Source organism: Myxococcus sp. AS-1-15 (genome assembly GCF_020037055.1).
Lineage (GTDB): Bacteria > Myxococcota > Myxococcia > Myxococcales > Myxococcaceae > Myxococcus > Myxococcus fulvus.
This window is the reverse complement of record NZ_JAIQDF010000012.1, coordinates 316,304-340,248: the sequence shown is the minus strand read 5'-3', so window position 1 is coordinate 340,248 and position 23,945 is coordinate 316,304. Positions and strand designations below refer to the sequence as shown.

18 protein-coding genes are annotated in these 23,945 nt (G+C 71.2%); 11 read left to right on the top strand and 7 right to left on the bottom strand.

All coding sequences use genetic code 11. The features are described from left to right. Nucleotides 1–39: 39 nt before the first annotated feature. Nucleotides 40–924, bottom strand: a complete 885-nt coding sequence (locus K8625_RS29775; RefSeq protein WP_223784617.1) for an FAM151A/B family protein — start codon at nucleotides 922–924, stop codon at nucleotides 40–42. A 222-nt stretch (nucleotides 925–1,146) separates the two neighbouring features. Between K8625_RS29775 and K8625_RS29770 the strand changes: the two genes are divergently transcribed. The 4 genes from K8625_RS29770 to K8625_RS29755 are packed head-to-tail and all read left to right on the top strand — an operon-like array spanning nucleotide 1,147 to nucleotide 5,419. Then, a complete protein-coding gene (locus tag K8625_RS29770) occupies nucleotides 1,147–2,271 on the top strand; it encodes a histidinol-phosphate transaminase (protein WP_223784616.1) in 1,125 nt (374 codons plus the stop codon). Then, the gene (locus K8625_RS29765) at nucleotides 2,268–3,452 is read left to right on the top strand and encodes a sensor histidine kinase (protein ID WP_223784615.1); all 1,185 of its coding nucleotides are present in this window, start codon (nucleotides 2,268–2,270) and stop codon (nucleotides 3,450–3,452) included. Before K8625_RS29770 ends, K8625_RS29765 begins: the two co-directional genes overlap by 4 nt. After that, entirely contained in the window at nucleotides 3,418–4,161 is a 744-nt protein-coding gene (locus tag K8625_RS29760; RefSeq protein ID WP_223747999.1) for a LytTR family DNA-binding domain-containing protein, read from the top strand. Before K8625_RS29765 ends, K8625_RS29760 begins: the two co-directional genes overlap by 35 nt. A 52-nt stretch (nucleotides 4,162–4,213) precedes the next feature. Next, nucleotides 4,214–5,419: a serine hydrolase gene (locus K8625_RS29755; RefSeq protein ID WP_223784614.1), complete on the top strand. Its 1,206-nt coding sequence runs from the start codon at nucleotides 4,214–4,216 to the stop codon at nucleotides 5,417–5,419. A 15-nt stretch (nucleotides 5,420–5,434) separates the two neighbouring features. Here K8625_RS29755 and K8625_RS29750 read toward each other — a convergent pair whose 3' ends face one another. Together K8625_RS29750 and K8625_RS29745 are read right to left on the bottom strand one after the other, a co-directional pair. After that, complete coding sequence (locus K8625_RS29750; RefSeq protein ID WP_223784613.1) at nucleotides 5,435–6,853, bottom strand: alpha/beta hydrolase; 1,419 nt, start codon at nucleotides 6,851–6,853, stop codon at nucleotides 5,435–5,437. 195 nt (nucleotides 6,854–7,048) lie between these two features. Next, nucleotides 7,049–8,119 (bottom strand): hypothetical protein, encoded by a 1,071-nt coding sequence (locus K8625_RS29745; protein WP_223784612.1) that lies wholly within the window; start codon nucleotides 8,117–8,119, stop codon nucleotides 7,049–7,051. Nucleotides 8,120–8,307: 188 nt separating this feature from the next. On the opposite strand from K8625_RS29745, the gene K8625_RS29740 reads away from it, so the two are divergent. The 3 genes from K8625_RS29740 to K8625_RS29730 all read left to right on the top strand — a co-directional run bounded on the left by K8625_RS29740 (nucleotide 8,308) and on the right by K8625_RS29730 (nucleotide 12,679). After that, a complete protein-coding gene (locus tag K8625_RS29740; protein ID WP_223784611.1) occupies nucleotides 8,308–10,341 on the top strand; it encodes a radical SAM protein in 2,034 nt (677 codons plus the stop codon). 52 nt (nucleotides 10,342–10,393) lie between these two features. Further along, complete coding sequence (locus K8625_RS29735; protein ID WP_223784610.1) at nucleotides 10,394–11,140, top strand: DUF2652 domain-containing protein; 747 nt, start codon at nucleotides 10,394–10,396, stop codon at nucleotides 11,138–11,140. A 252-nt stretch (nucleotides 11,141–11,392) separates the two neighbouring features. Beyond that, nucleotides 11,393–12,679, top strand: coding sequence for a hypothetical protein (locus K8625_RS29730; protein WP_223784609.1), 1,287 nt, complete (start codon nucleotides 11,393–11,395; stop codon nucleotides 12,677–12,679). Nucleotides 12,680–12,691: 12 nt separating this feature from the next. On the opposite strand, the gene K8625_RS44290 is transcribed toward K8625_RS29730, so the two are convergent. Then, a complete protein-coding gene (locus K8625_RS44290) occupies nucleotides 12,692–13,576 on the bottom strand; it encodes a sigma-70 family RNA polymerase sigma factor (RefSeq protein ID WP_267697444.1) in 885 nt (294 codons plus the stop codon). A gap of 130 nt (nucleotides 13,577–13,706) precedes the next feature. Between K8625_RS44290 and K8625_RS29720 the strand changes: the two genes are divergently transcribed. Together K8625_RS29720 and K8625_RS29715 are read left to right on the top strand one after the other, a co-directional pair. Next, the gene (locus tag K8625_RS29720; protein ID WP_141323994.1) at nucleotides 13,707–14,168 is read left to right on the top strand and encodes a carboxymuconolactone decarboxylase family protein; all 462 of its coding nucleotides are present in this window, start codon (nucleotides 13,707–13,709) and stop codon (nucleotides 14,166–14,168) included. A 253-nt stretch (nucleotides 14,169–14,421) separates the two neighbouring features. Then, entirely contained in the window at nucleotides 14,422–15,771 is a 1,350-nt protein-coding gene (locus K8625_RS29715) for a hypothetical protein (RefSeq protein ID WP_223784608.1), read from the top strand. On the opposite strand, the gene gcvA is transcribed toward K8625_RS29715, so the two are convergent. Continuing rightward, entirely contained in the window at nucleotides 15,761–16,663 is a 903-nt protein-coding gene (gcvA, locus tag K8625_RS29710) for a transcriptional regulator GcvA (RefSeq protein ID WP_223784607.1), read from the bottom strand. The genes K8625_RS29715 and gcvA overlap by 11 nt on opposite strands. A 121-nt stretch (nucleotides 16,664–16,784) precedes the next feature. On the opposite strand from gcvA, the gene K8625_RS29705 reads away from it, so the two are divergent. Next, on the top strand, nucleotides 16,785–17,390 hold the full coding sequence (locus K8625_RS29705) for a LysE family translocator (protein ID WP_223747990.1): 606 nt from the start codon (nucleotides 16,785–16,787) through the stop codon (nucleotides 17,388–17,390). 55 nt (nucleotides 17,391–17,445) lie between these two features. Here the strand turns inward: K8625_RS29705 and K8625_RS29700 are convergent, their stop codons facing one another. Together K8625_RS29700 and K8625_RS29695 are read right to left on the bottom strand one after the other, a co-directional pair. After that, entirely contained in the window at nucleotides 17,446–19,284 is a 1,839-nt protein-coding gene (locus tag K8625_RS29700) for an OmpA family protein (protein WP_223784606.1), read from the bottom strand. Nucleotides 19,285–19,331: 47 nt separating this feature from the next. After that, complete coding sequence (locus K8625_RS29695; RefSeq protein ID WP_223784605.1) at nucleotides 19,332–23,216, bottom strand: kelch repeat-containing protein; 3,885 nt, start codon at nucleotides 23,214–23,216, stop codon at nucleotides 19,332–19,334. Between the two features lie 193 nt (nucleotides 23,217–23,409). On the opposite strand from K8625_RS29695, the gene K8625_RS29690 reads away from it, so the two are divergent. Continuing rightward, a complete protein-coding gene (locus K8625_RS29690; protein WP_074958353.1) occupies nucleotides 23,410–23,802 on the top strand; it encodes a RidA family protein in 393 nt (130 codons plus the stop codon). Nucleotides 23,803–23,945: the final 143 nt, after the last annotated feature.

Sequence of the window (23,945 nt, the reverse complement as noted above, 5' to 3'; positions counted from 1 at the left end):
AAGGCCTGGCGGTGGCGTCCCGTCCACCGCCAGCCTGACTCAGCCGCCGAAGGCCTTGTCCCACTGCGTGCGGAACCAGTTCTTCGCGGCGTCCACCTTGCCGCCCCAGTTGTTCCCGTGGGGCCCGGCGATGTCGACGACGCCGTTGACGCCCCGCTCGCGCAGCGCTTCGGCGGCCTTCACCGGGTCGTCGGCCTCGCCCCACACGGACACGGTGCCCGCGGGCAGGAAGGTCTCGATGGCCTCGTCCGACAGCTTGTCGTGGCGCACCACGAAGGTGACGGGGCCGCCCAACTTCTCGGCCTGCTCGACCATCTTCCGGGCATCGGCGGCCTTCACCTCGCCGTCGGTGGGCGGGTTGATGGCGAGGATGGCATTGGGGAAGCGCTCGCGAATCTCCGGCCCCCACTTCTCCATGGCGTCGAAGCCCAGGTTGAGCATCAGCCGGTCCTGGGGAATGCCCACCTTCTCGATTTCATCGAGGACGGCCGGCACCTGGTCGCTCTCCTTGATGTCGAGCTTGAGCCCGCGCCCGGACTCCTTCCCCATCGTCAGCCATTCATTGAGGGTGAGGTTGTCGCCGTCCTCGTGCGCCTTGTCGTGACGCATCTCCGGCGTGTCGTTGTTGATCTCCTTGCGGACATCCCCCTCGAACCAGTTGGCGTCGCTGTCGAGCGCGGCCTGGAACTCCTCCTTGGTGTTGGTGCGGTGCGCGTTGCGGGCCTCCGACAACGGCAGGTCTCCGGACCAGGTGTTGCCCGCGGGCGCCGAGGACTCGGCGGCGGGCTTCGCCTCGAAGGTGTCCGCCTGGGAGTAGCCCGTGGGCTTCGCGGCGGGCTTCGCCTCGACGGGCGGTGGAGGAGGACTGCGCCTGGGCAACTCCACCACCGGACGACGGATACGGCCGACGGAATCGAAAGACATGGCTCGAAGCCTCCCCATCACATTCTCGGGAATCGACGCGCGAAAGGTGCTGCGTCCATCCCGGCTGTAGGCCCGAGGAATGCCGCAGCTCGTCGACGCGGCTCGCCACTCACCGACGCCGGGTGCGCCTCACAGATGCCCCTCCCCCGGAAGCCCGCGGGAACGTCTAACCTCCCCCTGGCGCGAACCCACACCCCGCCCACTCGCGCAGGGAGAACCCTCGTGCCCCACCCCCTTCCCACCCGCCGAGCCCTCCTCGCCGGCGCCACCGCCGCGCTCGTGGTCCGCCCCGAGCTGTCGATGGCCGCGCCCGCCCCTCGCAAGAACTGGAGCCAGGACCCCGTCCGCCTCTTCTTCAACGAGAACCGCTACGGCCCCTGCGAGGGCGCCCTGCGGGTGATGCGCGAGTCGCTCCACCTCTCCAGCCGCTATGCCTCCCAGGACCGCGTCGACGCGCTCAAGCGCCTCATCGCCGAGCAGGAGGGGCTGACGCCCGAGCACGTCCTGCTCACCGCGGGCGCCTTCGAGGCGCTGGTCCTCATCGCCAACGAGTTCGCGTCCGGAGGCGGCGGCGTCATCTGTCCCGACCCGTCCTTCCCCATCGTGGCCACCTACGCCGAGCGGGCCGGAGGCAAGGTCCAGCGAGTGCCCCTGGACGCCACGATGACGCACGACCTGGACGCGCTCGCGGCGCGCGTGGACGCGGGCACGAAGCTCGTCTCGGTCTGCAATCCCAACAACCCCACGGGCACCATCGTCGATTCGGGCCGGCTGCGCGCCTTCTGCGAGGCCGTGGCCCCCCGCGCCACCGTGCTGGTGGACGAGGTCTACCTCCAATACCTGGAGCCCGCGCCCGGCCTCTCCATGGTCGACCAGGTGCGCGCGGGGAAGGACGTCATCATCACCCGCTCCTTCTCCAAGATTCACGGCCTCGCCGGCATGCGCGTGGGCTACGCGCTGGCCCAGCCCGCGCTCGTGAAGAAGCTCTCCGAGCGGCAGATGACGCTGCCCAACGCCCTCTCCATCGAGGCCGCGCTCGCCAGCCTCCAGGACAAGGCCTTCGTGCCGCGCATCCGCAAGCTCATCACCGACGCGCGCCGCATCACCACCAAGGCCCTGGACACGGTGGGGATGAAGTACGTGCCGGGCCACGCCAACTTCGTCTGGATGCCCCTGCCCCCGGAGCTGCTGGATTTGCCCGTGCGCTTCGCGCCCCACGGCTTCCACCTGACGACCCAGCCCACCGTGCCCATCGCGGCGGAGGCCGCGCGCCTGCGGCTGACGGTGGGCACGGTGGAGGAGATGACCGCCTTCGCCGCGCTGCTGCGCTCGATGCTCGGGCGATGAAGCAGCCAGGCGAACACGTCGGTCCGTCGTCGCTCACGGGGGCCTCTGGTACCCTGCCGCGCATGGACTCCCGCGCGGCGTCGAGGCCCTCCTTCTGGCCGATGCAGTTCGGCGGCTGGGGGCTCTACGCGCTCCTGCTCATCGTCACCTTCCTGCCCGCGGCCGCGGCCGATGGGCGGACCGTATCACTGCTCATGGCCAAGGGCAGCCGGGCGATGTTCGGCCTGGTGCTCACATCGTTGATGCGGCTGGGCTACCAGCGGCTGTTCCCCGGCGGATTCACCCGTCAGGCCGCCTGGGCCATGGCCACCAGCGCGGTATTCGGCGTGGTGTGGATGGGCCTCGCCGAGGTGTGGGCCACGTGGCTGTATGACACGTACAACTGGCGCACCAACCGCATGATGTTCGGCAGGGCCGCGCTCGACTACGCGGTGACGCTCTTGGGCTGGAGCGGGCTGTACTTCGGAATCAAGCACGCCCAGGCGTGGCAGGACGAGCGCGAGCGGGCGCTGAAGGCGGCCACCCTGGCGCAGGAGGCGCGGCTGGCGTCGCTGCGGCACCAGGTGCGTCCGCACTTCCTGTTCAACGCGCTGACGTCGGTGCGCGCGCTGATTGGCGAGGACCCGGCGCGCGCCAGGCGCATGGTGACGGAGATGGCGGACTTCCTGCGCTTCTCGCTCCAGAAGGGGGACAGCCCGCACGTGCCCCTGGAGGAGGAGCTCGCCATGGTGCGCAGCTACCTGAGCATCGAGTCGGTGCGCTTCGAGGAGAAGCTGGACGTACAGGTGTCGGTGATGCCGGGCACCGAGCGGCTCTCCGTGCCGGCGTTCCTCATCCAGCCGCTGGTGGACAACGCAGTGAAGCACGGGCTGGCGTCGGGGAAGCTGCCGGTGCGGGTGCGGCTGGGAATCACGCGGGAGCACGACGTGCTGCGCATCCTGGTGGAGAACACCGGCGTGTGGGCGCCGCCGGCTCGGGAGATGGGCCCCGAGGGCACGGGCACGGGCCTTCGCAACGTGCGCGAGCGGCTGGCCCAGCTCTACGCGGAGCGCGCGCGGCTGGAGACCTCCGAGGAGGAGGGCTGGGTGCGCGTCCGCGTGGAGCTGCCCGCCCAGGAGTGGACCCCGATTCTCGCCGAGGAGTCACATGACGCACCCGCTGCGCGCGTTGCTGGTGGATGACGAACGGCTGGCGCGCGCCGAGCTGCGCGAGATGCTGACGCCCTTCCCCCACGTGAAGGTGGTGGGCGAGGCGGACAGCGTGGCCAGCGCGCTCGCGCGAATCGACGAGCTGAAGCCGGAGCTGCTGTTCCTGGACGTGCAGATGCCGGGAGAGAGCGGGTTCGATTTGCTCGCCCGGCTGCCGGAGCCTCGCCTGGAGGTCATCTTCGTGACGGCCTTCGACGCGCACGCGCTCCGGGCGTTCGAGGTCAACGCGCTCGACTACCTGCTCAAGCCCGTGCACCCGGAGCGGCTGGCCCGGACGCTGGCGCGCCTGGAGGACACGGAGAAGGACAAGCCCGCTCCCTCGCAAGCGCCCTCGCGCCACAAGCTGACCGAGACGGACATGCTGTTCCTGGAGAACGGCGCGAAGTCGCGCTTCGTGCGGGTGGACCAACTGGTCTGCCTGCGCGGCGCGGGCGACTACGTGGAGCTGGTGACGGTGGGCGGGATGTGCACGCTCTCGCCTCGGCCCCTGAAGGAGTGGGAGGCCCGGCTGCCGGAGCGGACCTTCGCGCGCATCCACCGCTCCGCCCTGGTCAACCTGACGCTCGTCGAGCGCGTGGACCGGGGGCTCGGCGGTGGGGGCGACGTGTACCTGCGCGGAGTGGAGTCACCGCTGCCGCTCAGCCGCAGCTACGCGGCCGTGCTCAAGGAGCGATTCGGCTGACGTCTCCGCGACATCCTCACGACGTGCCCGTTCCTTCCCCGGAGCGTATGCCATGAACCCGATGACACGCTGGACCTGCTTCCTGGGATTGCTCTTGCTGGGATGCGCGAGCTCCAACCCGGGCCCCGAGCGCTGCACCGGAGAGCGGACCTACCGCGGCCCCACCCGCCGCGGCGCCCCCGAGTCCGTCTGGCCGAAGCTCGCCGCCCAGCGCTCCCTCACCGGAGCGCTCGACGCCGGGCTCACCCAGGCGCTGGACACCGCGCTGGACTCGGTCCTGAAACACGTGCCCGCGGCCAGCGTCGCGGTCGCCCTGCCGGGAGAAGGGCTATGGACGGCGACACGCGGCGTGGCGCGCACGGACACGCGCGAGGCGGTGGGCCCCGACTCCCTGTTCCAGGTTGCCAGCGTGACGAAGAGCTTCACGGCGGTGCTCGTCTCGCAGCTCGCGCGCGAGGGGCGCCTCTCGCTGGATGCGCCGGTCTCCACCTGGTTCCCGCAGGTGCAGGGCGCGGAGTCGATGACCGTCGCGGACCTGCTGGAGCACACGCACGGGCTGGTGAGCTTCAACGCCCTGCCCGGCTTCGAGGACGGTCCCCACCACGCGCCGGAGGAATTGATTCAGGTCGCCGCCGAGCATCCGCGCCAGTTCTGCCCGGGCACGAACTGGGCCTACAGCAACACGGGCTACGTCATGCTCGGACGCATCCTCGAGCAGGTGGAGGGCAAGCCCTTCGCGGACCTCCTCCAGGAGCGCATCGCCGGGCCGCTCGGGCTCACGCACTCGCGGATGAGGACGGTCGACGCTCCGCTCCCCCAGGTCGTCAGTGGCCATCTGGCGGGAGCACCCATCACGCAGGTCGACTACGCCACCCCGTACGCCGCGGGCTCGCTGGCCTCCAGGGCGGAGGACCTCGTGCGCTTCTGGCATGCGCTGATGTCGGGCGCGCTGCTGCCCATGGACACCGTCCAGCGCATGTTCCAGGACATGCACTCGATGGACGTCATGTACCCGCCGTCCCAGCCGGGCAACACGATGTCCTACGGGCGCGGCGTGCAGCTCTACGAGGTGCCCCAGGGGCCGGGTCTCATGCTGGGCCACAGCGGCGGCATCCAGGGCTTCACCTCGGTGATGGCCTGGCTCCCCGAGGACGACGCCTTCGTGGCCGTCATCTTCAATGACAACCAGGTCGCCGCCGAGGCGGGGCTCTGGGCCCTGGTGCGCGCCCTGCGCGAGCACCGGAGCGCGCGGCCCTGAGTCACGCGGGCCGCATCACGACACGGGGCGCTGCGTCTCCGGGTCGATGACGCGGTTGCCCTTGAACCAGTCGTGCTCGCCGTAGCGGTGCTTCGCCGAGTCCACGCCGCCGTAGTTGCCGGTGACGATGTCGGCCAGGTTGCCCAGGGACTCGGAGCCCGCGCGGTAGTACTTGGAGTGGTCCTCGAAGTTGCTCTTGTCCCCGCGGTCCGTCGCCTCGGCGGTGAAGCGCTTCGCGCCGAACAGGTCCTCGGTCGGGTCCTGGCCCAGCGGGTCTCCCGGCAGGTTGCTGCCGTTGAGCCAGGAGACGAAGTCCCGGCTGGCCGAGCCGGACCAGACGTGCCCGTTGGCGAGCGGCCCGTCGTAGTCCTTCACCGACTTCGCGCTGCCGGCGCCCGGGCTGCCGATGAGCACCAGGTCATCCGCCTGGAGGCCGTTCTTGTCCGCGGCGATGGAGGCCGTGGTGCTGCCGTAGCTGTGGCCAATCACCGTCAGGTGGGGCGGGTTGCCCTCGCGGCTGGCGCGGATGCCGGCCACGTCCGCGGCGAGCAGCTTCGCGCCATTCTCCGCGGCGTTGTCGGACGCCACGTTCTGGAAGCCCGGCGCGTCGTAGCCCATCCACGCCACCGTCGCGACCTCGCCGTGCTCCTTGCCCGCGGCCTTGTGCAGGTTCAGCGCGTCGCTGGTGATGTTGTCCATGTAGTCGCGCACGTCCGAGTTGAGCCCGGGCACGCTCACCGACACGTGCTTGGCCGTGTCCAGGTTGCCAGCGACGATGGCCGCGCGCCCCTCGCCCTTGACGAAGGCGGAGTCGTAGACGAGCAGCTGCGCGGAGCCGACCTCCTTCTCCGTCCGCTCCAATTGCCTCTGCACCGCCCGCGCGTTCTCCAACTGGTGCTGCTTCTCCTTCGGGAGGAACTTCTCCGCGGGCTCGTCCGCGGCGCTGCCCGGACGGAGCGCGTCGCGCAGCTTGTCTCCCAGCGAGCGGTTGTCCAGGTAGTCCTTCTTGGCCTTGTCGGCCTCGGCGGTGAGCTGGGTCAGCTCGTTCTTGAGCTGCTGGCGGTTCGCGGTGTCACGCACGGAGGCGGGCAGGCCATCCAGGGAGCCGACCTTCTTCGGGTCCGAGCTGACCGCCTGCATCTGCTCCGTGGGGGACAGCTGCTTCCACCAGCCCGCGCGAGCCTTCGGGTCCGCGGGCGCGGCGTCGAGCGGGCCCTTGGCCACGGGCGAGGCCTTCTCCCCTGTCAGCCGCTCCGCGCCCACCTTCCGAGGCCCCTCGAACGCGGTGAGCGTCTGCTGGGGCTGGGGCTTCCGAGCGGCCTTCTCCTTCACCTTGGCGGCGGCTGCCTGGGCCTGGGCGGCGATTCGCGCCGCCTCCGCGCGCCTGCGGGCTGCCTCGGCTGCTCCACGGTCGACAGATGAGATGGGGGCCATGACATCGCCTCGAATGGCTGGGGGATGCCTTTATCATCGCGACGGGTAGGAATTAGTTTCCCGATGTGCGCGAAAATCAGCTGACGCACAAAGACAAACACTCCAGGACGTGGGCTCTGTCACGCAAAGACAGAAGGCCCGGGGCCGCATCGACGCGACCACCGGGCCTTCATGGATACAGCGGGAGGACGTGCGCTACTTGTTGGGGTTGTCCACGCCGTTGCTCGTCCAGACGAAGTCCTGGATGAAGCTGCCGCCGATGCCCAGGCCCCGCTCGCGCTCGACGTCGCCCACGAGCGCGTCCGGCAGGCCCTTGTCCTGGAAGGACTGGGGCACGCGCGTGCCCGACTCCAGGTGGGAGTTGTTCGTCACCTTGTATTCGAGGTTCGGCTTGCCCGTCTTCGGGTCGATGCCGGTGCACTCGATCTGGGTCCTGTACGAGCCCATGAACCACTCGAGCGCGGTGTACGGCGCGTCCTTGTTGTTCTCCGAGGTGCCGGGGCCGGTGAAGCGATACAGGGCCTTGTCGTTCGCGTCGGCGATGACCTTCGGGTCCCCCTGCGTGGGCGGGAAGACGTCGCCGGGCTTGGGGTTGGGGTACATCTTGAAGAACTCCTCGGTGAGCTGCTGCTGGTGCGGACGGCCCGCGAGGTCCTGGGTGTACTTGTCATCGGTGATGGTGACGCGGTCGACGGTGCGGCCCTCGCCGTCCGTCGTCTTGTCCCACGTGCCCAGGTCCGCCGGCTTCTCCTCCAGCAGCCACGTGCCCCACAGCTTCGTCCAGTCGGCCTCGAGCTTCTGGCCCGTCACCGGGTCCGTGGTGCGGTTGATGGCCTCCAGGTCGACCTCGCCCAGCTTCTTGAGGCTGTCGGTGAGCGAGGCGTCCTTGCCCAGCACGACCTCGGACGTCTTGGCGAGCGCGTCCACGCCCAGCTCCGTGCCCTTGAGCAGCACGTTCGTCGCGCCGTCCGGGAGCAGCGCGTTGGCGCCGTGGTAGGCGGTCCGCAGGCCCGTCTGGAACACGTCCCGCGCCAGGTCCTTGGGGTTGGTGATGGCCTTCTTGAAGGCGTCCGCGACGGGGTTGCGCTTCACGTCCTCGAAGACGTCGCGCGAGGTGTCGACGACGGCCTTCTTCGCGTCCTGGGCCTTGTCGACGACGGTGTCCTTCACGCCCTGGGCCTTGTCGACGACGGTGTCCTTCACGTCGTCCACCGTGCGGGTCACCGTCTTCTTCACGTCGTTGAAGCTGGGGAGCCGGATGCCCATGACTGGAACCTCGGGGGGTGGGGATGAGCGGGGCGTCTGTCCGGTTATCGGCCCGGTCCCCGCAAAGGTTTCTTGTGGTGTGAGAGCACGGACTACCAGGAGCTGAGCGAGCGTTCGACCGGGCGCGCCATCGAGTCAGGGCTGTGCGAAGGTGGACGTATGGGGGCCGCTCTCCCCACGAGGTCCCCATGCAGCCGCAGCCCGACTGGCGCCCCCATGCTCTCGACGGTGCCCTCCTCTGGTTCCATCGGAAGACGGGGACGAACCTCCGGCTCGATGCCCCCGGGACACGGCACCTGCGACGCCGCGCGCCCCGGCTGGTGCTCTTCGGCATCACCAACGCGTGCAACCTGGCGTGTGGTTTCTGTTCGCGGGAGCGCGAGGCGCGCAGCGACTGGACGGTGGACTCGGCGTTCGAGGTGCTCTCGGGGCTGGCGCGCGCGGGGACGCTGGAGGTGGCCTTCGGTGGCGGGGAGCCGCTCGCGTTCCGGGGCTTCGATGCGCTCGTCGAGCGGCTGGCGACGCACACGCCGCTGGCCATCCACTTCACCACGAACGGGGTGCTGCTCTCGGAGGAGCGGCTCGCGCGACTGCAACCCCACCTGGGTGAGGTGCGGGTGTCCCTGTACGAGGACAACGACTGGGAGGCCAGCGTGGCGCGGCTGGCCCGCGCGGGGCAGACCTTCGGGGTGAACCTGCTCGCCACGCCGGAGCAGGTGTCGGGCCTCCCGGAGCGGCTGCGGAGGCTGGAGGCGCTGGGGTGCCGCGATGTCGCGCTCCTGCGCTACGTGGGGCGGGATGCGGCGCTGCGGCTCGGCGCGGACGACGAGGCGCGGCTCACGGACATCGTGGCGGCGAGCCCGGTGCGCACGCGGCTGTCGGTCTGCTTCGGGGACATGCTGCTGGAGGTGCCCCGGCTCTTCGGCGGTGACTGCGGCGCGGGACGCGACTTCGTCACGCTGACGTCGGACCGGAAGCTGAAGTCCTGCTCGTTCCATGGCGCGGGCCTGCCCGTCGGCTCGGCGGAGGACGTGCTCCGGGCGTGGGAGGAGAATCAGGCGACGCTGTCCACGCCGTCGCCCCTGCCGGGCTGCGCGCGCGTGAGCTCGCCACGCGCGGATGCGCTCGAAGAGGGCGTCCGGGTGTGGCGCGGGTTCTCCGGCAACAACAGCGGCGACTGCGTGCTCGTGGGCCGCTTCGATACACCCGAGGAGGCGACGGCTTATCTGGAGACGCTCGTTCCGGATTGGAAGCCAGGGGGTGAATACCCCGAGCGGTGGAAGGCGTTGCTGGAGGCCGAGGGCATCCGCGTCGCGGCGGATGAGTACGCGCCCCAGGTGATGCTCGCGATGGGGCGCGCGGTGCTGATGCACACCGACATGACGCTGGGAGACGACTTCCGCGCGCTGCGGTCGCGGGTGTGGAAGCGCAAGGGCCGCCTGGTCCACACGGGCATCCATGTCCACGCGCAGGTCCTGCTGGCCACGGTGTTCGGCGTGAAGGACGCGGCGGCGCTCCCGGCGCTCGCGCGCGCGTTGGACGCGGCGGAGTTCGGCCCCTTCGTGCGCCATGCGAACCAGCTCCACGGGCTGGTGGATTTCTGGGGCGGGGCCGGAGACGAGGAGGCGCTCGATACGCGCGCGGCCCGCCTCTCCGCGATGGCGCAGGAGCATGGCGCGGTGCTCGCGGCGGAGCTGGTGGAGATGCCACGGGAAGCCAACCTGAAGCAGGCCCTCGCGTCGAGGCATCCGAGGGCCACTCGGACGCGGCTGTGGGCCCTGTTCGATTCGGCGGAGGCCGCGGCGCGCTACGCGCGGGATTTGGAGGGCGCCGTCACCGTGGCGGGCGCGCACGTGCTGCTCGAGGAGGGCCACTTCGGTCCTCGGCTGGGGTACCTGGCCCATCGCCAGGGAGGACGGGCGCTCATGCTCACGGGCCAGCGCGTCATCGTCACCGGGTACTTCGCGAAGAAGAACCCCGGGGCCGCGGACATGGTGCCCCGCCTTCGGCCGTACCTGTCCGCGGATGACCGGCTGGAGACCGTGTCCTGGGAGAAGTCCCTGATGATTCAGGTCGACACCCAGGCGCCGGGGCCGGTGTTGAAGGGGTTCACGGAGCTGGAGGTGCTGCTCGGGATGCCCATCCAGGTGAGGCTCCATCCCGACAATCCGCTCGCGGAGGCCCTGCACCGCCTTCGTGAGGAGGTGGAGTCGGAGCGCTGAGCCCGGGTGGGCGGCTTGCCTCTCCGGGGCGCTGGGCTACGCTGCTGGCCGAATGGCGACAGAGAAGGCGCTGCTGCTCATCGCGGACATCGGCGGCTACACCCGCTTCATGAAGCACCACCGCTTCAGTCTTGCGCACGCGCAGGACTCGGTGGCGCAACTGCTCGAGGCGGTCATCGACGCGTCGGGGAAGCTCAAGCTCGCCAAGCTGGAAGGCGACGCGGCGTTCTTCTACGCGGTGGGAGAGGACCACGGCTCGCTCGCCCAGCGCATCGCCGACATCCGGCGTGCGTTCCTCGCGCGGCGGACGCTGTTGGACGTGGACCGGATGTGCAAGTGCGACGGGTGCACGCAGGTGGGCTCGCTGACGCTCAAGTTCGTGGCCCACTCCGGAGAAGTCGCGTTCCAGCGCGTGAAGCACCTCACGGAGCTGGCGGGCGTCGACGTCATCCTCGTGCATCGGATGCTGAAGAACGACGTGCCGGTGTCCGAGTACGTCCTGATGACCGACGCGGTGCACCAGCGGCTGGAGCCGGAGCTGCGAGGCAAGGCCCAAGGGCTGGAGCACGAGTTCGAGGGCCTGGGGCGCACGACCTGCCACTACCTGGACCTCAACGACAGCGCGCTGACGCTGCCCGTCTCCGTGAAGCCGAGCCTGCCGCGCAGGCTTTGGAACAAGCTGCTGCTGGAGCTGCGCACGCTGAAGTACGTGCTCGGCTTCGCCAAGCCCTGTGAGGACTTCCGCAACGTGGAGGTCGTCGACGCGAGTGACGCGTCCAAGGCGGACCACCGCGCCTGACCGGACGCGCGGCGGAATCTTCCAGGCTGGCCCAAGGCTCGATGCGTCGGCGCTCAGGTAGGCCACCCGCTCACCGGCGCACGCACTCGAGCGCCCAGGTGAAGCGCGGACGGAGTTTCTCGACACAAGCGGACCCGGACGCCAACGCACGGCCACCACGCACGCCATGGCGCGCCTCCGCGACCCGCGTCGGATGCGACGACAACGCGGCTCGGGTACCTTGCCGACCTCACCTTCACCTCGAGGTCCGCCGTGGAGACACTCGCCTGTGGCCATGCCGCGCCCGTCGCGGGTCTGTGCTGCGTCCACCTGCTCGAGAACGAAGACGCGGGTTACTACGTCCGCTTCACCGGCAGGGGCGCCTGGATGGACCTGCTCTGTGAGGACTGCGGCCGCGTCAGCCACCCCGGACAGGCCCACCGCGCCGTCTGCACCGACTGTCAGCAGGCCACCGTCGCCCGTGGCTTCGACCTCATCGGCGTCATCGGCCGCCCCGAGTCCCGCTCCCGCGCCACGGACCTGCGCTTCGAGCATCGCGAGCACAGCCTCTCCGCGCTCACCGGACGCACGCCGCTCGCCGTCGCCGCCCTCGGCGCGTCGAGCTGGCTCGCGGTGGACCCGGAGGGCGCCCTGCTCCGCCTGGACCTCGACGAGGCCCCCCCCGCCCGTCTGGGCTCGGTGAGCGACACCGCGCTCGACCTCGCCGCGCCCCTCGCGCTGCACGTCTCCGCCTGCGCCCGCTTCGCCGCCGTGGTCAACCTGCGCGGCAGCCACGGCGTCGTCGTCGACCTCACCACCAGCGCGGTGACGATGCGGCTCGACCGGGGCTCGTACCACACGAAGCACTGCGACTACTCTGTCGCCTTCTTCCGCGATGGCGACCGCACGCTGCTCGTACACGCCACCGGGTGGAACCGGCTGGACCTGTCGGACCCCGCCAGCGGCGCGCTGCTGAGCGCCCGCGAGCCGCCGTCCCGAGGCGAGCCCAATCAACCCATCCGCGCGCACGAGCTCGACTACTTCCACTGCGGCCTCACCGTGTCCCCCAACGACGAGTGGCTCGTGGACGACGGCTGGGTCTGGCACCCGGTGGGCATCCTCACCAGCCTCTCGCTGCGGCGCTGGGTGCGGGAGAACGTCTGGGAGTCCGAGGACGGCCCCTCGCAGCGACGGCTCCGCGAGGTCCCCTATTACTGGGACGGCCCGCGCTGCTTCGTCGGCCCCCGCATCCTCGCGACGTGGGGCTTCGGTGGAGACGTCGACAAGCTCATCGACGCCGCGCTCTTCCACGACGTCTCCACCGGCAAGCTCCTGCGCTGGTTCCCAGGTCCCCGAGGCGCCTTCGAGTGCGACGGCAACCTGCTGCTCGCCAGCGCGGCGGACACCGGCACGGCCGTCTGGGACATCGAGACCGGTGAGAAGCTGCACGAGGACGCCACCCTCAAGCCCACCGCGTGGCACCCGGTGTCGCGCCGCTTCCTCACCGTGCTCCCCCAAGGCGGCCTGCGAGAGAGCAGCCTGAGCGGCACCGCCTGGTGAGCCGCGACGGACTCAGGCGGGGAACACCGCCACCTCGAGCTGGCTCAGCCGCTCGGGGTCGAAGATGGACTCGATGGCCACCACGCGCCCTGCCTCCACGGTGAAGCGCAGCACGGAGACCAGCCGGCCTCCCGGCGCGATGACCAGCCCCACCTGCCCATCGATGAGCGCCAGCTGCGTGAAGCGCGCACGCGCCGACGCGAGGGTGGCCTGACGCGCGACGAACGCCGCGCCCCGGACCTCCCGCGACGCCCCGGGTGGCAACACCCGCGCATCCGTGCGCGCCACCACGTCCGGGTCCAATATCGCGAGCAACGCGTCCAGGTCCCCGCCCCGCGCCGCCGCATGGAAGGCCGCGACCAGCTCCCGCTGCCGGCCCAGGTCCGCGTCTGGAGAGAGCGCGGCCCCATGCACCCGGCGCCGCGCCCGGCTGGCCAGTTGCCGGGCCGCCGTCGCCGTGCGCCCCACGATGGGCCCGATGTCGTCGAACGACAGCGAGAACAGGTCGTGCAGCACGAAGGCGATGCGCTCCGGAGGACTGAGCGCGTCCAGCACCACCAGCAGCGCCACGCCCACCGAGTCCGCCATCAGCGACGCCTGCTCGGGGTCGCCCGCGGCGGGCACATGCTCCAACCGGGAGACGCCCTGCAGGTCCGCGGACTCCTCGCGGCGGGAGCTGCGGGTGCGCAGGAAGTCCAGGCACACCCGCGCCACCACCGTCGTCAGCCAGCCCCGGGGATTCACCACATCATGGGTGTCCGCCCGACTCACGTGGAGCCAGGCCTCCTGCACCGCGTCCTCCGCCTCGCTCACCGAGCCCAGCATCCGGTACGCCACGGCCCGAAGGTGCATCCGGTGGGACTCGAACTCCCTGGCTCGCCGAATTTCTTCGTCCATCGGTCACATTCCTTCGCGGGGCTCCGTCATCGCGGCGCCGGACGCAGCACGGCGTCGATGTGACACGCAGACAGCGGTTCAGCAACTCCCTTCCACCGGAGCCCTTCGAGGCTCCCGGAGCACTCCTGTCATGAACTCCCGCATGAAGAACCCCGCGATGGTCGTCCCCGAGGCCATGCACGCGCTGATGGCGCTCTCCAAGGCCACGAGCCAGGGCGGCGTGCCGCAGAAGACGCTGGACCTGGTCCACCTGCGCGCCAGTCAAATCAACGGCTGCTCGGTCTGCGTGGACATGCACCCGCGCACGGCCAGGAAGGCCGGTGAGAGCGAGGAGCGGCTGTTCGCCGTCGCCGCCTGGCGCGACACGCCCTACTTCACCGACGCCGAGCGCGCCGCGCTGGCGCTCACCGAATGCGTCACCCGCTTGAGCGACCGTTCGGACGCGGTGCCCGACGACGTCTGGCAGGAGGCCGCCCGGCACTACGACGAGCCGGCGCTGGGCGCGCTCGTGATGTCCATCGGCCTGGTCAACCTCTGGAACCGCCTCAACGCGGCGACGCGCCAGCGGGTGGACCCGAACGCCCGCTGGTAGGTGACATGCGACGTGTCCTGAACGGGAACCCCTCCCCACGGAGCACGTTGGAAGTCCGGGCCTCCCACCCCACCGTCCGTTGCTTTTTTGGACCCGGAAAGGAACGGACATGCGGGCAAGACTCTGGTGCACCTTGTTGGGACTCGGACTGGCGGGGTGCGGAGTTTCCACGAGCCCCGAAGCGACACAGGCTGTCGACACGGGCGCAAGCGCAGCCCGTGCCCAGGCCTGTCCCCAGGGCACGGCCTCCCGGTTGAAGGTCATCACGCCACCGGGCTCGGGCCCCGTCCTCATCGCCGGCAAGCAGCGCGGGACGGACCTGCTCGTCGACATGGGCGGGATGCTCTACTTCGGCACCAACTTCCAGGATGGCGGCGCCACCCTCTGGCGCACGGATGGAACCCCCGGGGGCACCGTGGAGGTGAACCGCTTCGCCCCCGCCCCGCGGCGCGCCCCTCGACTGGGGAGCCTGGTGGCCATGGGCCGCAAGGTCTTCTTCGAGGTCGACGACCCCGACACCGGCAACGAGCTGTGGGTCAGCGACGGCACCCAGGCGGGGAGCCGGCTGCTCAAGGACATGACGCCCGGCGCGGAGGGCTCGTCGCTGATGCATCACACCGCGCTCGAGGACGTGCTCGTCTTCGTCCGGGCGACGTTCGACTCCCAGCCGCCCTACGTGCATCACGAGCTGTGGAGCTCGGATGGAACGCCCGACGGCACCGTCCGCGTGGCCCTCATCCCCGACGACGTCATCGTCCAGGCCACCTCGTTGAAGGTGGGCAATTCGCTGCTCTTCTTCCTGTCCTCGGAGCGCGGCGGCACCACGCTGTGGCGCACCGACGGCACGCCCTCCGGGACGCTCGCCGTCAAGAAGGTCGACTCGCGTGACGCGTACGTCCACCACGTGGACCCGACGGGCGACGTGGGTCTGTTCGTGATGAACGACGGCTCGCACGACGAGGTGTGGAAGACCGACGGCACCGCCCAGGGCACGGTGCGCCTGGACTCCTTCGGCAGGTCCACGCGGCTGCTCGGCGTGCTGGGCGACTGGGTCTACCTGGGCACGCTGTCGTCGAACATGCGCGCGCTCCACGTGGAGCGCCTCTCGCTGGAGGGCGGCGGCAAGGCGCGCATCACCACCCTGGACAACCCCTACGCGAATCGCCCGGATGCCATGCCCTATCTGCAGCGCACGCTGCGCTCCGGAGGGAAGCTCTACTTCTCCATGGCCATCGGCGGCACGGGGCCCGGCCACCAGGACGTGTCGCTGTGGGTGACGGATGGCAGCGCCGCGGGCACCCGGTTCATCCATCGTCCGTTGGACCTGAGCCTCGACTCCAGTTCCCCGCTGTTCGACACGGGCCACGGCGCGCTGCTCTTCAGCGGGTCCGAGTACGGGGCCACCGAGCCCTGGTTCACGCGGGGCACGTCGGCCACCACGGGGCAGCTCGCGGACATCACCCCGGGCCCATGGGGCTCCTCGCCCGCGGGCTTCCGCCGCCTGGGCGAGCACGTCTTCTTCTTCGCCAAGGACGACACGGGCGACCAGCAGCTGTGGAGCACGCCGGCCGACTTCTCGTGCGCGGCCAGGGCTACCCCGTAACGGCGAGCCCCACAAAACGCGCGGTGGCGCGCGCCTCGGAGCGCAACCAGGCGCGCAGCGTCGCCACGTCGGAGCGGCCCGACAGCGGCCGCGGGTGGACGAGCCAGTAGCCGTAGTCGTTGGGGAGCACCGTCTCGAAGGGCCGGACGAGCCGTCCGGTCCGCAGGTCCTCGGCGGCGAGCATCAGCCGGCCCAGCGCCACGCCCTCCCCCTGACGCGCGGCCTGGAGCACCAGCCCCGCGTCGTTGAACGCGAAGCCCTTCGTGGTGTCCACGCCCTCCACCCCGGCCGCGTCCAACCAGCGCCGCCAGCCGTCCTTCGGCGTGTCGTGGAGGAGCCGGAGCTTGCGCAGGTCCGAGGGCGAGCGCAGGCGCCTCGCGAGCGCGGGCGTACACACGGGCGTGAGCCCCTCCGGCGCCAGCAGCTCGGCCTTGAGCCCCGTCCACTTCCCCAGCCCGGAGCGCAGGCCGACATCGAAGCGGTCGTCCAGGAAGTCCCACAGCTCGCCGGCGCTCGAAATCTGGAGCTCCAGCGCCTCGTGTCGCTCACGCAGGGACGCGAGCCGGGGCACCAGCCAACACGCGGCGAGCGAGGGCAGCACGGTGAGCCGCAGCGGCCCCGGCTGGGCCTCGTACAGGCGTGTGGTCGCCTCGGCCAGATGCTCGAAGGCGGGGGTGAGCTCGCGCAGGTAGGCCTGTCCCTTCTGCGTCAGCGTCAGCGCGTGGCCCCGGCGCTCGAACAGCGACACGCCGAGCCAGTCCTCCAGCTGACGCACCTGATGGCTGATGGCGGCCTGCGTGACGCGCAGCTCGGTGGCGGCGCGGGTGAAGCTCAGGTGCCGTGCTCCCGCCTCGAAGGCCCGCAGGGCTCCGAGCGGTGGAATGCGTCGCATGCTCGATGAGCTCCCTTTATCGAGGGCCCGAGGATAGCTCGCTGGGGAGCGGGCTCGAAATGGAGTTTGTCCCAGCGTGTGCCCGACGCGATGGACGCGCCGGGGGCTTGGGGCTTGCGCCATGATTCCCGTCGAAGTCTGGGTGATGTTCCTCGGTTACACGGTGCCGATGGTGTTCAGTCCGGGCCCCGGCAACACGGTGCTCGCCACCGCCGGAGGCCGCTTCGGCCTCCGCGGCACGCTGCCATTCTGGCTCGGCTTCGAGGTGGCCAACGTCGCCCTGTGCCTCGTCTACGGGTTGGGGCTGGGCCGTGCGCTGCAAGGCGTGCCCGCGCTGCTGCACGTCCTACGCTGGTGCAGCGTGGCGTACCTGCTCCATCTCGCGTGGAGCTTCGTGCGCGGCACGCGCGCGCCCACCGCGGAGGACGCGGAGCCGGAGCGGCTCGGGTTCGTCGAGGGCGTGCTCGCCGTCGCGCTCAACCCGAAGATCCACTCGATGGTCCTGGTGATGTTCTCGCAGTTCCTGAGGCCGGAGCTCGGGATGCTCGCGCAGACGGCGCAGCTCACCGGGGCCTTCCTGGTCGTCTGCGTGGCGTGCCACTTCCCGTGGATCTACGGCGGGAAGCTCATCCTGGGACGCTTCCGCTCCGAGCGGGCCCTGCGCATCCAGGGCTGGACGTTCGGCGCGTGCATGGTGGCGGTGGCCGCCTACGTCGCCGTGGCGTGAACCGCCGCCGAAGGCCGCGGAGCCTCGTGGCTCCGCGGGCCTCCAGGTCCTGCCGTTACCGCTTGATGATGAACTCCACGCGGCGGTTCTCGCCGCGGCCTTCCGGGGTGTCGTTCGTCGCGATGGGACGCGACGGGCCGTAGCCCCTGGCCTCCAGGCGCTTGCCGTCGATGCCGCGCTTGATGAGGTAGGCGCGCACCGACTCCGCGCGCTCCTGGCTCAGCGTGCGGTTGAGTTCCTCCGGACCGGTGTTGTCCGTGTGGCCCTCGATGCGGATGGCGACGTCCGGACGCGCCTTCAGCTGCGCGGCCACGTCATCCAGCACCCTGGTGCCCTCGCCCTCGATTTCGGCGCGGCCCACCGTGAAGGTGACGCGACGGTCCGCCAGCGACAGCTTCTCCTCCACCGGCGCCGGCTCCGGGCAGCCCTGACGACCCGCCACGCCCGCTTCGTTCGGGCACTGGTCCTGGTCATCCGGGACGCCGTCACCGTCCGTGTCCTTCGCCGCGGGGCAGCCCTGGTTCTCCGCCGTGCCCTTCTGGTCGGGGCACTTGTCCTCGTCGTCCGGCACGCCGTCGCCGTCCGTGTCCTTCGCCGCGGGGCAGCCCTGGTTCTCCGCCGTGCCCTTCTGGTCGGGGCACTTGTCCTGGTCATCCGGGACGCCGTCGCCGTCCGTGTCCTTCGTGGCGGGGCAGCCCTGGTTCTCGGCCGTGCCCTTCTCGTCCGGGCACTGGTCCTTCGCGTCCGGCACGCCGTCGCCGTCCTTGTCCGGGCAGCCACCCGCGTCCTTGCTGCCGGCCTCGCTCGGGCACGCGTCGTTCCGGTCCGGCACGCCGTCGCCATCCGAGTCCGGGTCCGGGCAGCCCTCGTTGTCCGCCGAGCCCGCCTCGTTCGGGCAGCGGTCGGACTTGTTGAGCACACCGTCGTTGTCGTCGTCGTTGTCCGGGCACTGCTCGGGCGTGTGCTTGCGTCCGCCCTGGCAGACGTCCTCGCGGGCGGGGTTGTGCGCCCAGGCGATTCCCGCGCCCAGCCGCCACGCGGGCGTGCCGGGGATGTTCGTGAAGCCCTTCCCGGCGAGCGCGTTCACCTCGAAGCCGTGACCGATGGGAAGCCGCACGCCGCCGAGCAGCTCCACCGCCACGTCGGGCTGCACCAGCGACTCGGCCACCTGCAGCGCCAGCTCGCCGCGCAGCCCCTCGCCGCGCGTGGCCACCACCACGGACTGCTCCAGCTCCGTGCCCACGTCGCGGCCCGGGTTCACCTCCGTGGACCGGATGCGCGCGCCCGCGCTGGCGCCCAGCGCGAACATGCCCACCTCGCGGCCGAGCGAGACGCGGGGCGAGAACTGCAGGCCCGCCCAGTGCTCCTGTCGACCGAAGGCGCTCGCGCGTCCACCCGGGAGCCCCACGTCGAGCCCCACCGCGAGCGACAAGGGCGCGCCCTCGTCTCGACGCAAGAGCGAGTAGCGCGCGCCCACTTCCGGCGTGCCCAGGCCCGAGGACGACGGCGTGGAGATGCCGACGTACATGCCCTCGCCATGGCCGCCCTGGTGGATGATGACGGGCAGCCGCGCGGACAGCTCCAACCGGTCCACCGGCGACCACGAGCCCTGCACCCAGGCCGACGTGCGGTAGTGGAGGATGGAGCGCTCGCTGCCGTCGCTGCCCTCCAGCACCAGGATGCCGCGCTCGTACCCCACGAGCAGGCTGAGCCGGTAGCCGCCCTCGTTGAGCAGCCGCCCGGTGTCCACCGTCAGCGAGTCCACCGCCGACGCGTTCAGCCGCAGCCGCTCCGCGTCGAAGGGGCTCAGGGGAGTGGAGGTCGTCTGCGCCGAGGCTCCGCCCGCCGAGGCCAGCGCCGCGGCGAGCACACACATCCGTGCCGATTTACGCAAGGGAAGGTCCTTCGAGCTGAAGAGTCGGAGGAGAGGATTCGAGGCGCTCATCGACCCGCCTCCTCGCGGCCACGACGACGATTCGCCCACACGGCGAGCACCGCCAGCACCACCAACGCCAGGTTCGCTCCACCGCCCGCCGCCTGGCAGCTGCCGCCGGCGATGCGCACCACGAAGGTCTGCACGGTGACGTCGAACTCGCACCGGGAGGCGTTCCCCGAGGCGTCCGTCGCGGTGACGGTGACGCGCGTGCGGCCCGTCGGGAAGCGCGAGCCGGACGGGTGCGACGTCGTCACGGTGACGGCGCCGGCGGTGTCCGTCGGAGGCGGCACGCTGTAGGTCACCTCCGCGCCGCCCTGCGCGTCGGATTGGACCTGGATGTCGGCGGGGCACGTCAGCGTGGGCGCCGTCGTGTCGCGCACCGTCACCAGGAAGGTGCAGGTGACCTGCTGGCCGCCCGCGTCCTCCGCCGTCACCGTCACCGTCGTGTCGCCCAAAGGCAGCGTGCTGCCCGAGGGGTGCGAGTAAGTCACCGTGGGCTCGGGCCCGCCGTTGTCGGACGCCGTGGCCGGGGGATAGGTCACCACCGCGCCGGCCGCGCTCGTGGCGTCCACCACCAGGTCCGCCGGACAGGTGAGCGTCGGCGGGTCATCGGTCACGTCGACCGTCACCGTGGCCTCGTTGCTGTCGAGCCCGCAGTCGCGCGCCCGGTACGTGAAGCTGTCCGGTCCGATGTAGCCCGGGTTCGGCGTGTACGTGAGGTCGGGCGGCGTGCCCGTGAGCGTGCCGTGCGCCGGCGGCGTGACGATGATGAACGTGAGCGCGGAGCCCTCCGCGTCCGTGCCCGTCAGCGTCACCTCCGCGGGCGCCCCGTTGCTCGACAGGGCCGTCAGGCCCTGCACGGTGGGCGCCGTGTTCGTCACCGCGCGCACCACGCGTCCACCGCCCACGCCGTTGGCGAAGACGGAGAGCACATACGCGCCCGGCGTCACGCTCGCGGGGATGGTGGCCGTCACGCCCGTGGCGGACATGTCGCTGCCCGGCAGGCTCCACAGCCGCCGGCCCTCGTTGGCCTGCAGGCGCACCTGCGGGAAGGCCGCAGAGGAGTCGCGGTAGTCACCCGAGCTGGCCCCGGAGATGCCCTGGAACCCCGTGCCGGTGATGCGCACCGGACAGCCGATGGGGACCTGGTCCGGCGTGGCCACCGTCGGCCGCCAGGCGGGCTGCGCGCCCGTGTCCTCGTAGCGCGAGGCGCTCGCCAGCCAGGCACCGCCCGCGTCCTGCCCGCCGAAGGTCAGCGCTTCGCCGGTGGACAACACGATGAGCTTCGAGAGCGTCCGGCCCTCGGGCAGGTTCGCCGCGGGCTGCCAGGTGTTCGTCACCGGGTCGTACAGCTCCGCGCTGTTCAGCACGCTCCCCCCGCCCTCGCCACCCGCGACGAGCACGCGCCCGGAGGGCAGCAGCGCGGCGGAGTGATGGGCCCGCGCCGTCGTGAGCGTCCCCGCCGGAGACCAGGTGTTGGTCGTCGGGTCGTACAGCTCCGCGGTCGCCGTCTCGGCCGTGGGGGAAAGGCCGCCCGCGGCCAGCACCCGCCCGGATGGCAGCAGGGTCAGCGAGAAGTGGGCCCGGCCCTCCGCGAGCGACGCGGCGGGGGACCACGTGTCCAGGGCCGGGTCATACAGCTCCACCGAGTTGACCGACGTCGAGCTGAAGCGTCCGCCCGCCACCAGCACCCGACCGTCCGGCAGCAGCACCGCGGCGTGGTTCGTGCGAGTCTCCGGAGTCGTGGCCACCGGACGCCAGGTGTTGGCGGCCACGTCGTAGATCTCCGTCACGCCCGCGAGCCGTCCGCCCGTCACCAGCACGTCGCCCGTCGCGAGCAGCGTCGCGGTGTGGCCATCGCGCGCGCCCGCCATGTTCCCCGCGGGAACCCAGGTGTCCGTCGTCGGGTCGTACCGCTCCGCCGAGGACAGGCGCGCACCGCCGTTGTTGGCGCCACCGATGGCGAGCACCTGCCCCGAGCGCAGCAGCGTCAACGTGGCGCGCTCGCGCGTCGTGCTCATCGGGGCCGCGGCGGACCAGGAGTCACTCGCGGGGGTGTAGCGCTCCGTGTCGCCGAGCACGCCCGTGTCGGCGCGGCCTCCGGCGACCAGCACCTGCCCCGAGGGCAGCAGCACGGTCGACTGACTCTCGCGCGCCGTCGCCAGCGCGCCGGCCGGCGTCCAGCGGGAGCTGGAGGCCTCGTAGCGGTCCGTCTCCGCGGTGAAGACCGTGGGGCCACCCGACTGGTTGAAGCCGCCGGCGACCAGCACCTGCCCGGTGACGAGCAGCGTGGCGGTGGCGTTCTCGCGGCCCACGGCCACCGTGCCCGCGTCGCTCCAGGTCCCCGTCGCGGGGTCATAGATTTCCGCGACGGTCTGAGCCACCCTCGCGTCATCCGAGCCGCCCATCACCACGACCTTCCCATCCGGGAGCAGCGTGGCCGTGTGGCCGTTGCGGGGAAGCCGCAGCGCGCCCGTCGCGGTCCAGGTGTTGGCCACCGGGTCGTAGAGCTCCGCGTGCGTGACGACATTCACGCCCGAGCGGCCGCCCGCGACCAGCACGCGCCCATCGGGCAGCATCGTCCCTGTCGCGTAATGACGCGGCACCAGGGGCGGAGCCGCGAGCGTCCAGGTCCCGGAGGTGGGGTCGTAGAGCTCCGCGCTGGGGACGTTCCCACCCCCAGGGTTGAAGCCGCTGACCACCAGCACCCGACCATCCCGCAGCCGCGCGGCGACGTGGGCACGGCGGGCGATGGACATGGAGGCCGTGGCCGTGAAGGTGTTCGTCGTCGGGTCGTACAGCTCCGCCGTCGCCAGGCTGGAGCCGCCCGCGACCAGCACCTGCCCCGAGGATAGCAGCGTGGCGGTCGGCAGCGAGCGGCTCGCGGACATCGCGCCCGTGGCGGTCCAGGTGTTCGCCGCCGCGTCGTACAGGCGCCCCGTCAGGCTGCCGTCCATGAAGGCGACGGCCCTGCCCGTCGGCAGCATCACGCCGACCGACGTATTGCCGGTGATGCCCGGGGCCGCGACGGCGGACCAGGCGCCCCGCGTGGGGTCGAACCGCTCCGCGCTGGTGACGAAGCCCAGGCTGTTGACGCCGCCCACCGCCAGGACGGAGCCATCCGTCAGCGGGATGGCGGCATGCTGGGCCCGCGCGGTCGCCATCACCGCCGTCGAGGACCAGCCGGGGTCAACCACCAGCGGCGCCTGGAGCCCCGCGAGCGCGACCTCCGAGACGATTCCCACCTGAGGCGCCACGACGTCGAACACCTTCGCGACGGCGCTCGCGCGCACGCCCGACAGCCGCGCCGTCCCGCGACGGGAGGTGCCTTGCGCGTCACGGACCTCGGACGGGTGGAAGCGCAGCACCGGCGCGCCGTCCTCGTCGAGGAACTCGATGACCTCGCCCGTGTCCCGCAGCCGCGTCACCGTGGCCGGGAGCGTGACGCGGTACTCGGCGCGGTGGGTGGGCTCGGAGGCGTCCACCACCCAGGCCTCCTCGATGCGCGAGCCGCGCCAGCCCTGGCTCAGCGCCGCGAAGCCGCCCACCGGGAAGAAGAAGTGCCGCTCGCCCACGTACGAGACGGCGCCCTCGTGGCGCGGCGTCCCGTGGTCGGCCTCACCCGGCGACGACTCGACCCGGAAGGACAGCCCCCGGGTGGAAATCTCCAGCGTCCCGCTCCCGATGAGCCGGGCCGTCAGCGCCCGCGCGTCCGAGCCGGAGGCCGGCATGTGGGACGACGAGAAGCGCCTGGGGGCGGCCTCGTCCGTGGCAAGCTCCGGGAAGTAGCTCCGGGCCAGGGCGAGCGCCTCCTCCGCCGCGGGCAGGTCGCGCTGTTGCTCGCACGACCACACCACGGCACAGCACAGCATCAAGACCAGGCGTTGCAAGACGCATCTCGACTGCATCTGTCACCCTCCCAGGACCCGAGCGTGAATCACGGGCCTACGCGCCGGGGCGCGTGCCACGCGGAAGGACCCGCGCGTGTCGACGCACGCTGTATCACGCTTTTCCTTGAACCGGACCCACTTGACTCGCTCTGGGAGGTCATGTGGGGTCCCTGGCTCCAGGAGGCATCCACCCATGACGTCGACGAAACACGAAGTCGTGAGCGCGCCGGGGCTGCCCAAGCCCGTGGGGCCCTACTCGCCCGCGATGAAGCTGGAGTCGCTGCTCTTCGTCTCCGGACAGGCCGCCACGGACCCGGCCACCGGGAAGCAGGCGGAGGGAATCGAGGCGCAGACGGAGCAGGTGCTGCGAAACCTCGAGCGCATCCTCGTGGCGGGCGGCTCCAGCCTCCAGCACGTCCTGCGCTGCGGCGTCTTCCTGACGGACATGAAGGACTTCCGCCGGATGAACGCCGTCTACGAGCGCGTCTTCGCCGGACACCGCCCCGCGCGCACCACCGTGCAGGTGTCGGCGCTCCCCGACGAGGGACTGATGGTGGAGATCGACTGCGTCGCCTACGTGCCCTGAGCCGCGCGGCGCGGGCCGTCCGAATGAGGACCGGAACTGTCCTAGTTCGTCCGTACCGTGGGGCCTTCTTCTTCCGGAAGGCCCGATGCGACTGCCCCTCCTCGTTCTCTGCGGGTCCCTGACGTGGACGGCCCACGCGCTCC

Bases quoted from the DNA above. Each gene is read 5' to 3' on its own strand.
- K8625_RS29775 (WP_223784617.1), bottom strand. From the start codon at position 924: ATGTCTTTCGATTCCGTCGGCCGTATCCGTCGTCCGGTGGTGGAGTTG.
- K8625_RS29765 (WP_223784615.1), top strand. From the start codon at position 2,268: ATGAAGCAGCCAGGCGAACACGTCGGTCCGTCGTCGCTCACGGGGGCC.
- K8625_RS29760 (WP_223747999.1), top strand. From the start codon at position 3,418: ATGACGCACCCGCTGCGCGCGTTGCTGGTGGATGACGAACGGCTGGCG.
- K8625_RS29755 (WP_223784614.1), top strand. From the start codon at position 4,214: ATGAACCCGATGACACGCTGGACCTGCTTCCTGGGATTGCTCTTGCTG.
- K8625_RS29750 (WP_223784613.1), bottom strand. From the start codon at position 6,853: ATGGCCCCCATCTCATCTGTCGACCGTGGAGCAGCCGAGGCAGCCCGC.
- K8625_RS29745 (WP_223784612.1), bottom strand. From the start codon at position 8,119: ATGGGCATCCGGCTCCCCAGCTTCAACGACGTGAAGAAGACGGTGACC.
- K8625_RS29740 (WP_223784611.1), top strand. From the start codon at position 8,308: ATGCAGCCGCAGCCCGACTGGCGCCCCCATGCTCTCGACGGTGCCCTC.
- K8625_RS29735 (WP_223784610.1), top strand. From the start codon at position 10,394: ATGGCGACAGAGAAGGCGCTGCTGCTCATCGCGGACATCGGCGGCTAC.
- K8625_RS44290 (WP_267697444.1), bottom strand. From the start codon at position 13,576: ATGGACGAAGAAATTCGGCGAGCCAGGGAGTTCGAGTCCCACCGGATG.
- K8625_RS29720 (WP_141323994.1), top strand. From the start codon at position 13,707: ATGAACTCCCGCATGAAGAACCCCGCGATGGTCGTCCCCGAGGCCATG.
- gcvA (WP_223784607.1), bottom strand. From the start codon at position 16,663: ATGCGACGCATTCCACCGCTCGGAGCCCTGCGGGCCTTCGAGGCGGGA.
- K8625_RS29705 (WP_223747990.1), top strand. From the start codon at position 16,785: ATGATTCCCGTCGAAGTCTGGGTGATGTTCCTCGGTTACACGGTGCCG.
- K8625_RS29690 (WP_074958353.1), top strand. From the start codon at position 23,410: ATGACGTCGACGAAACACGAAGTCGTGAGCGCGCCGGGGCTGCCCAAG.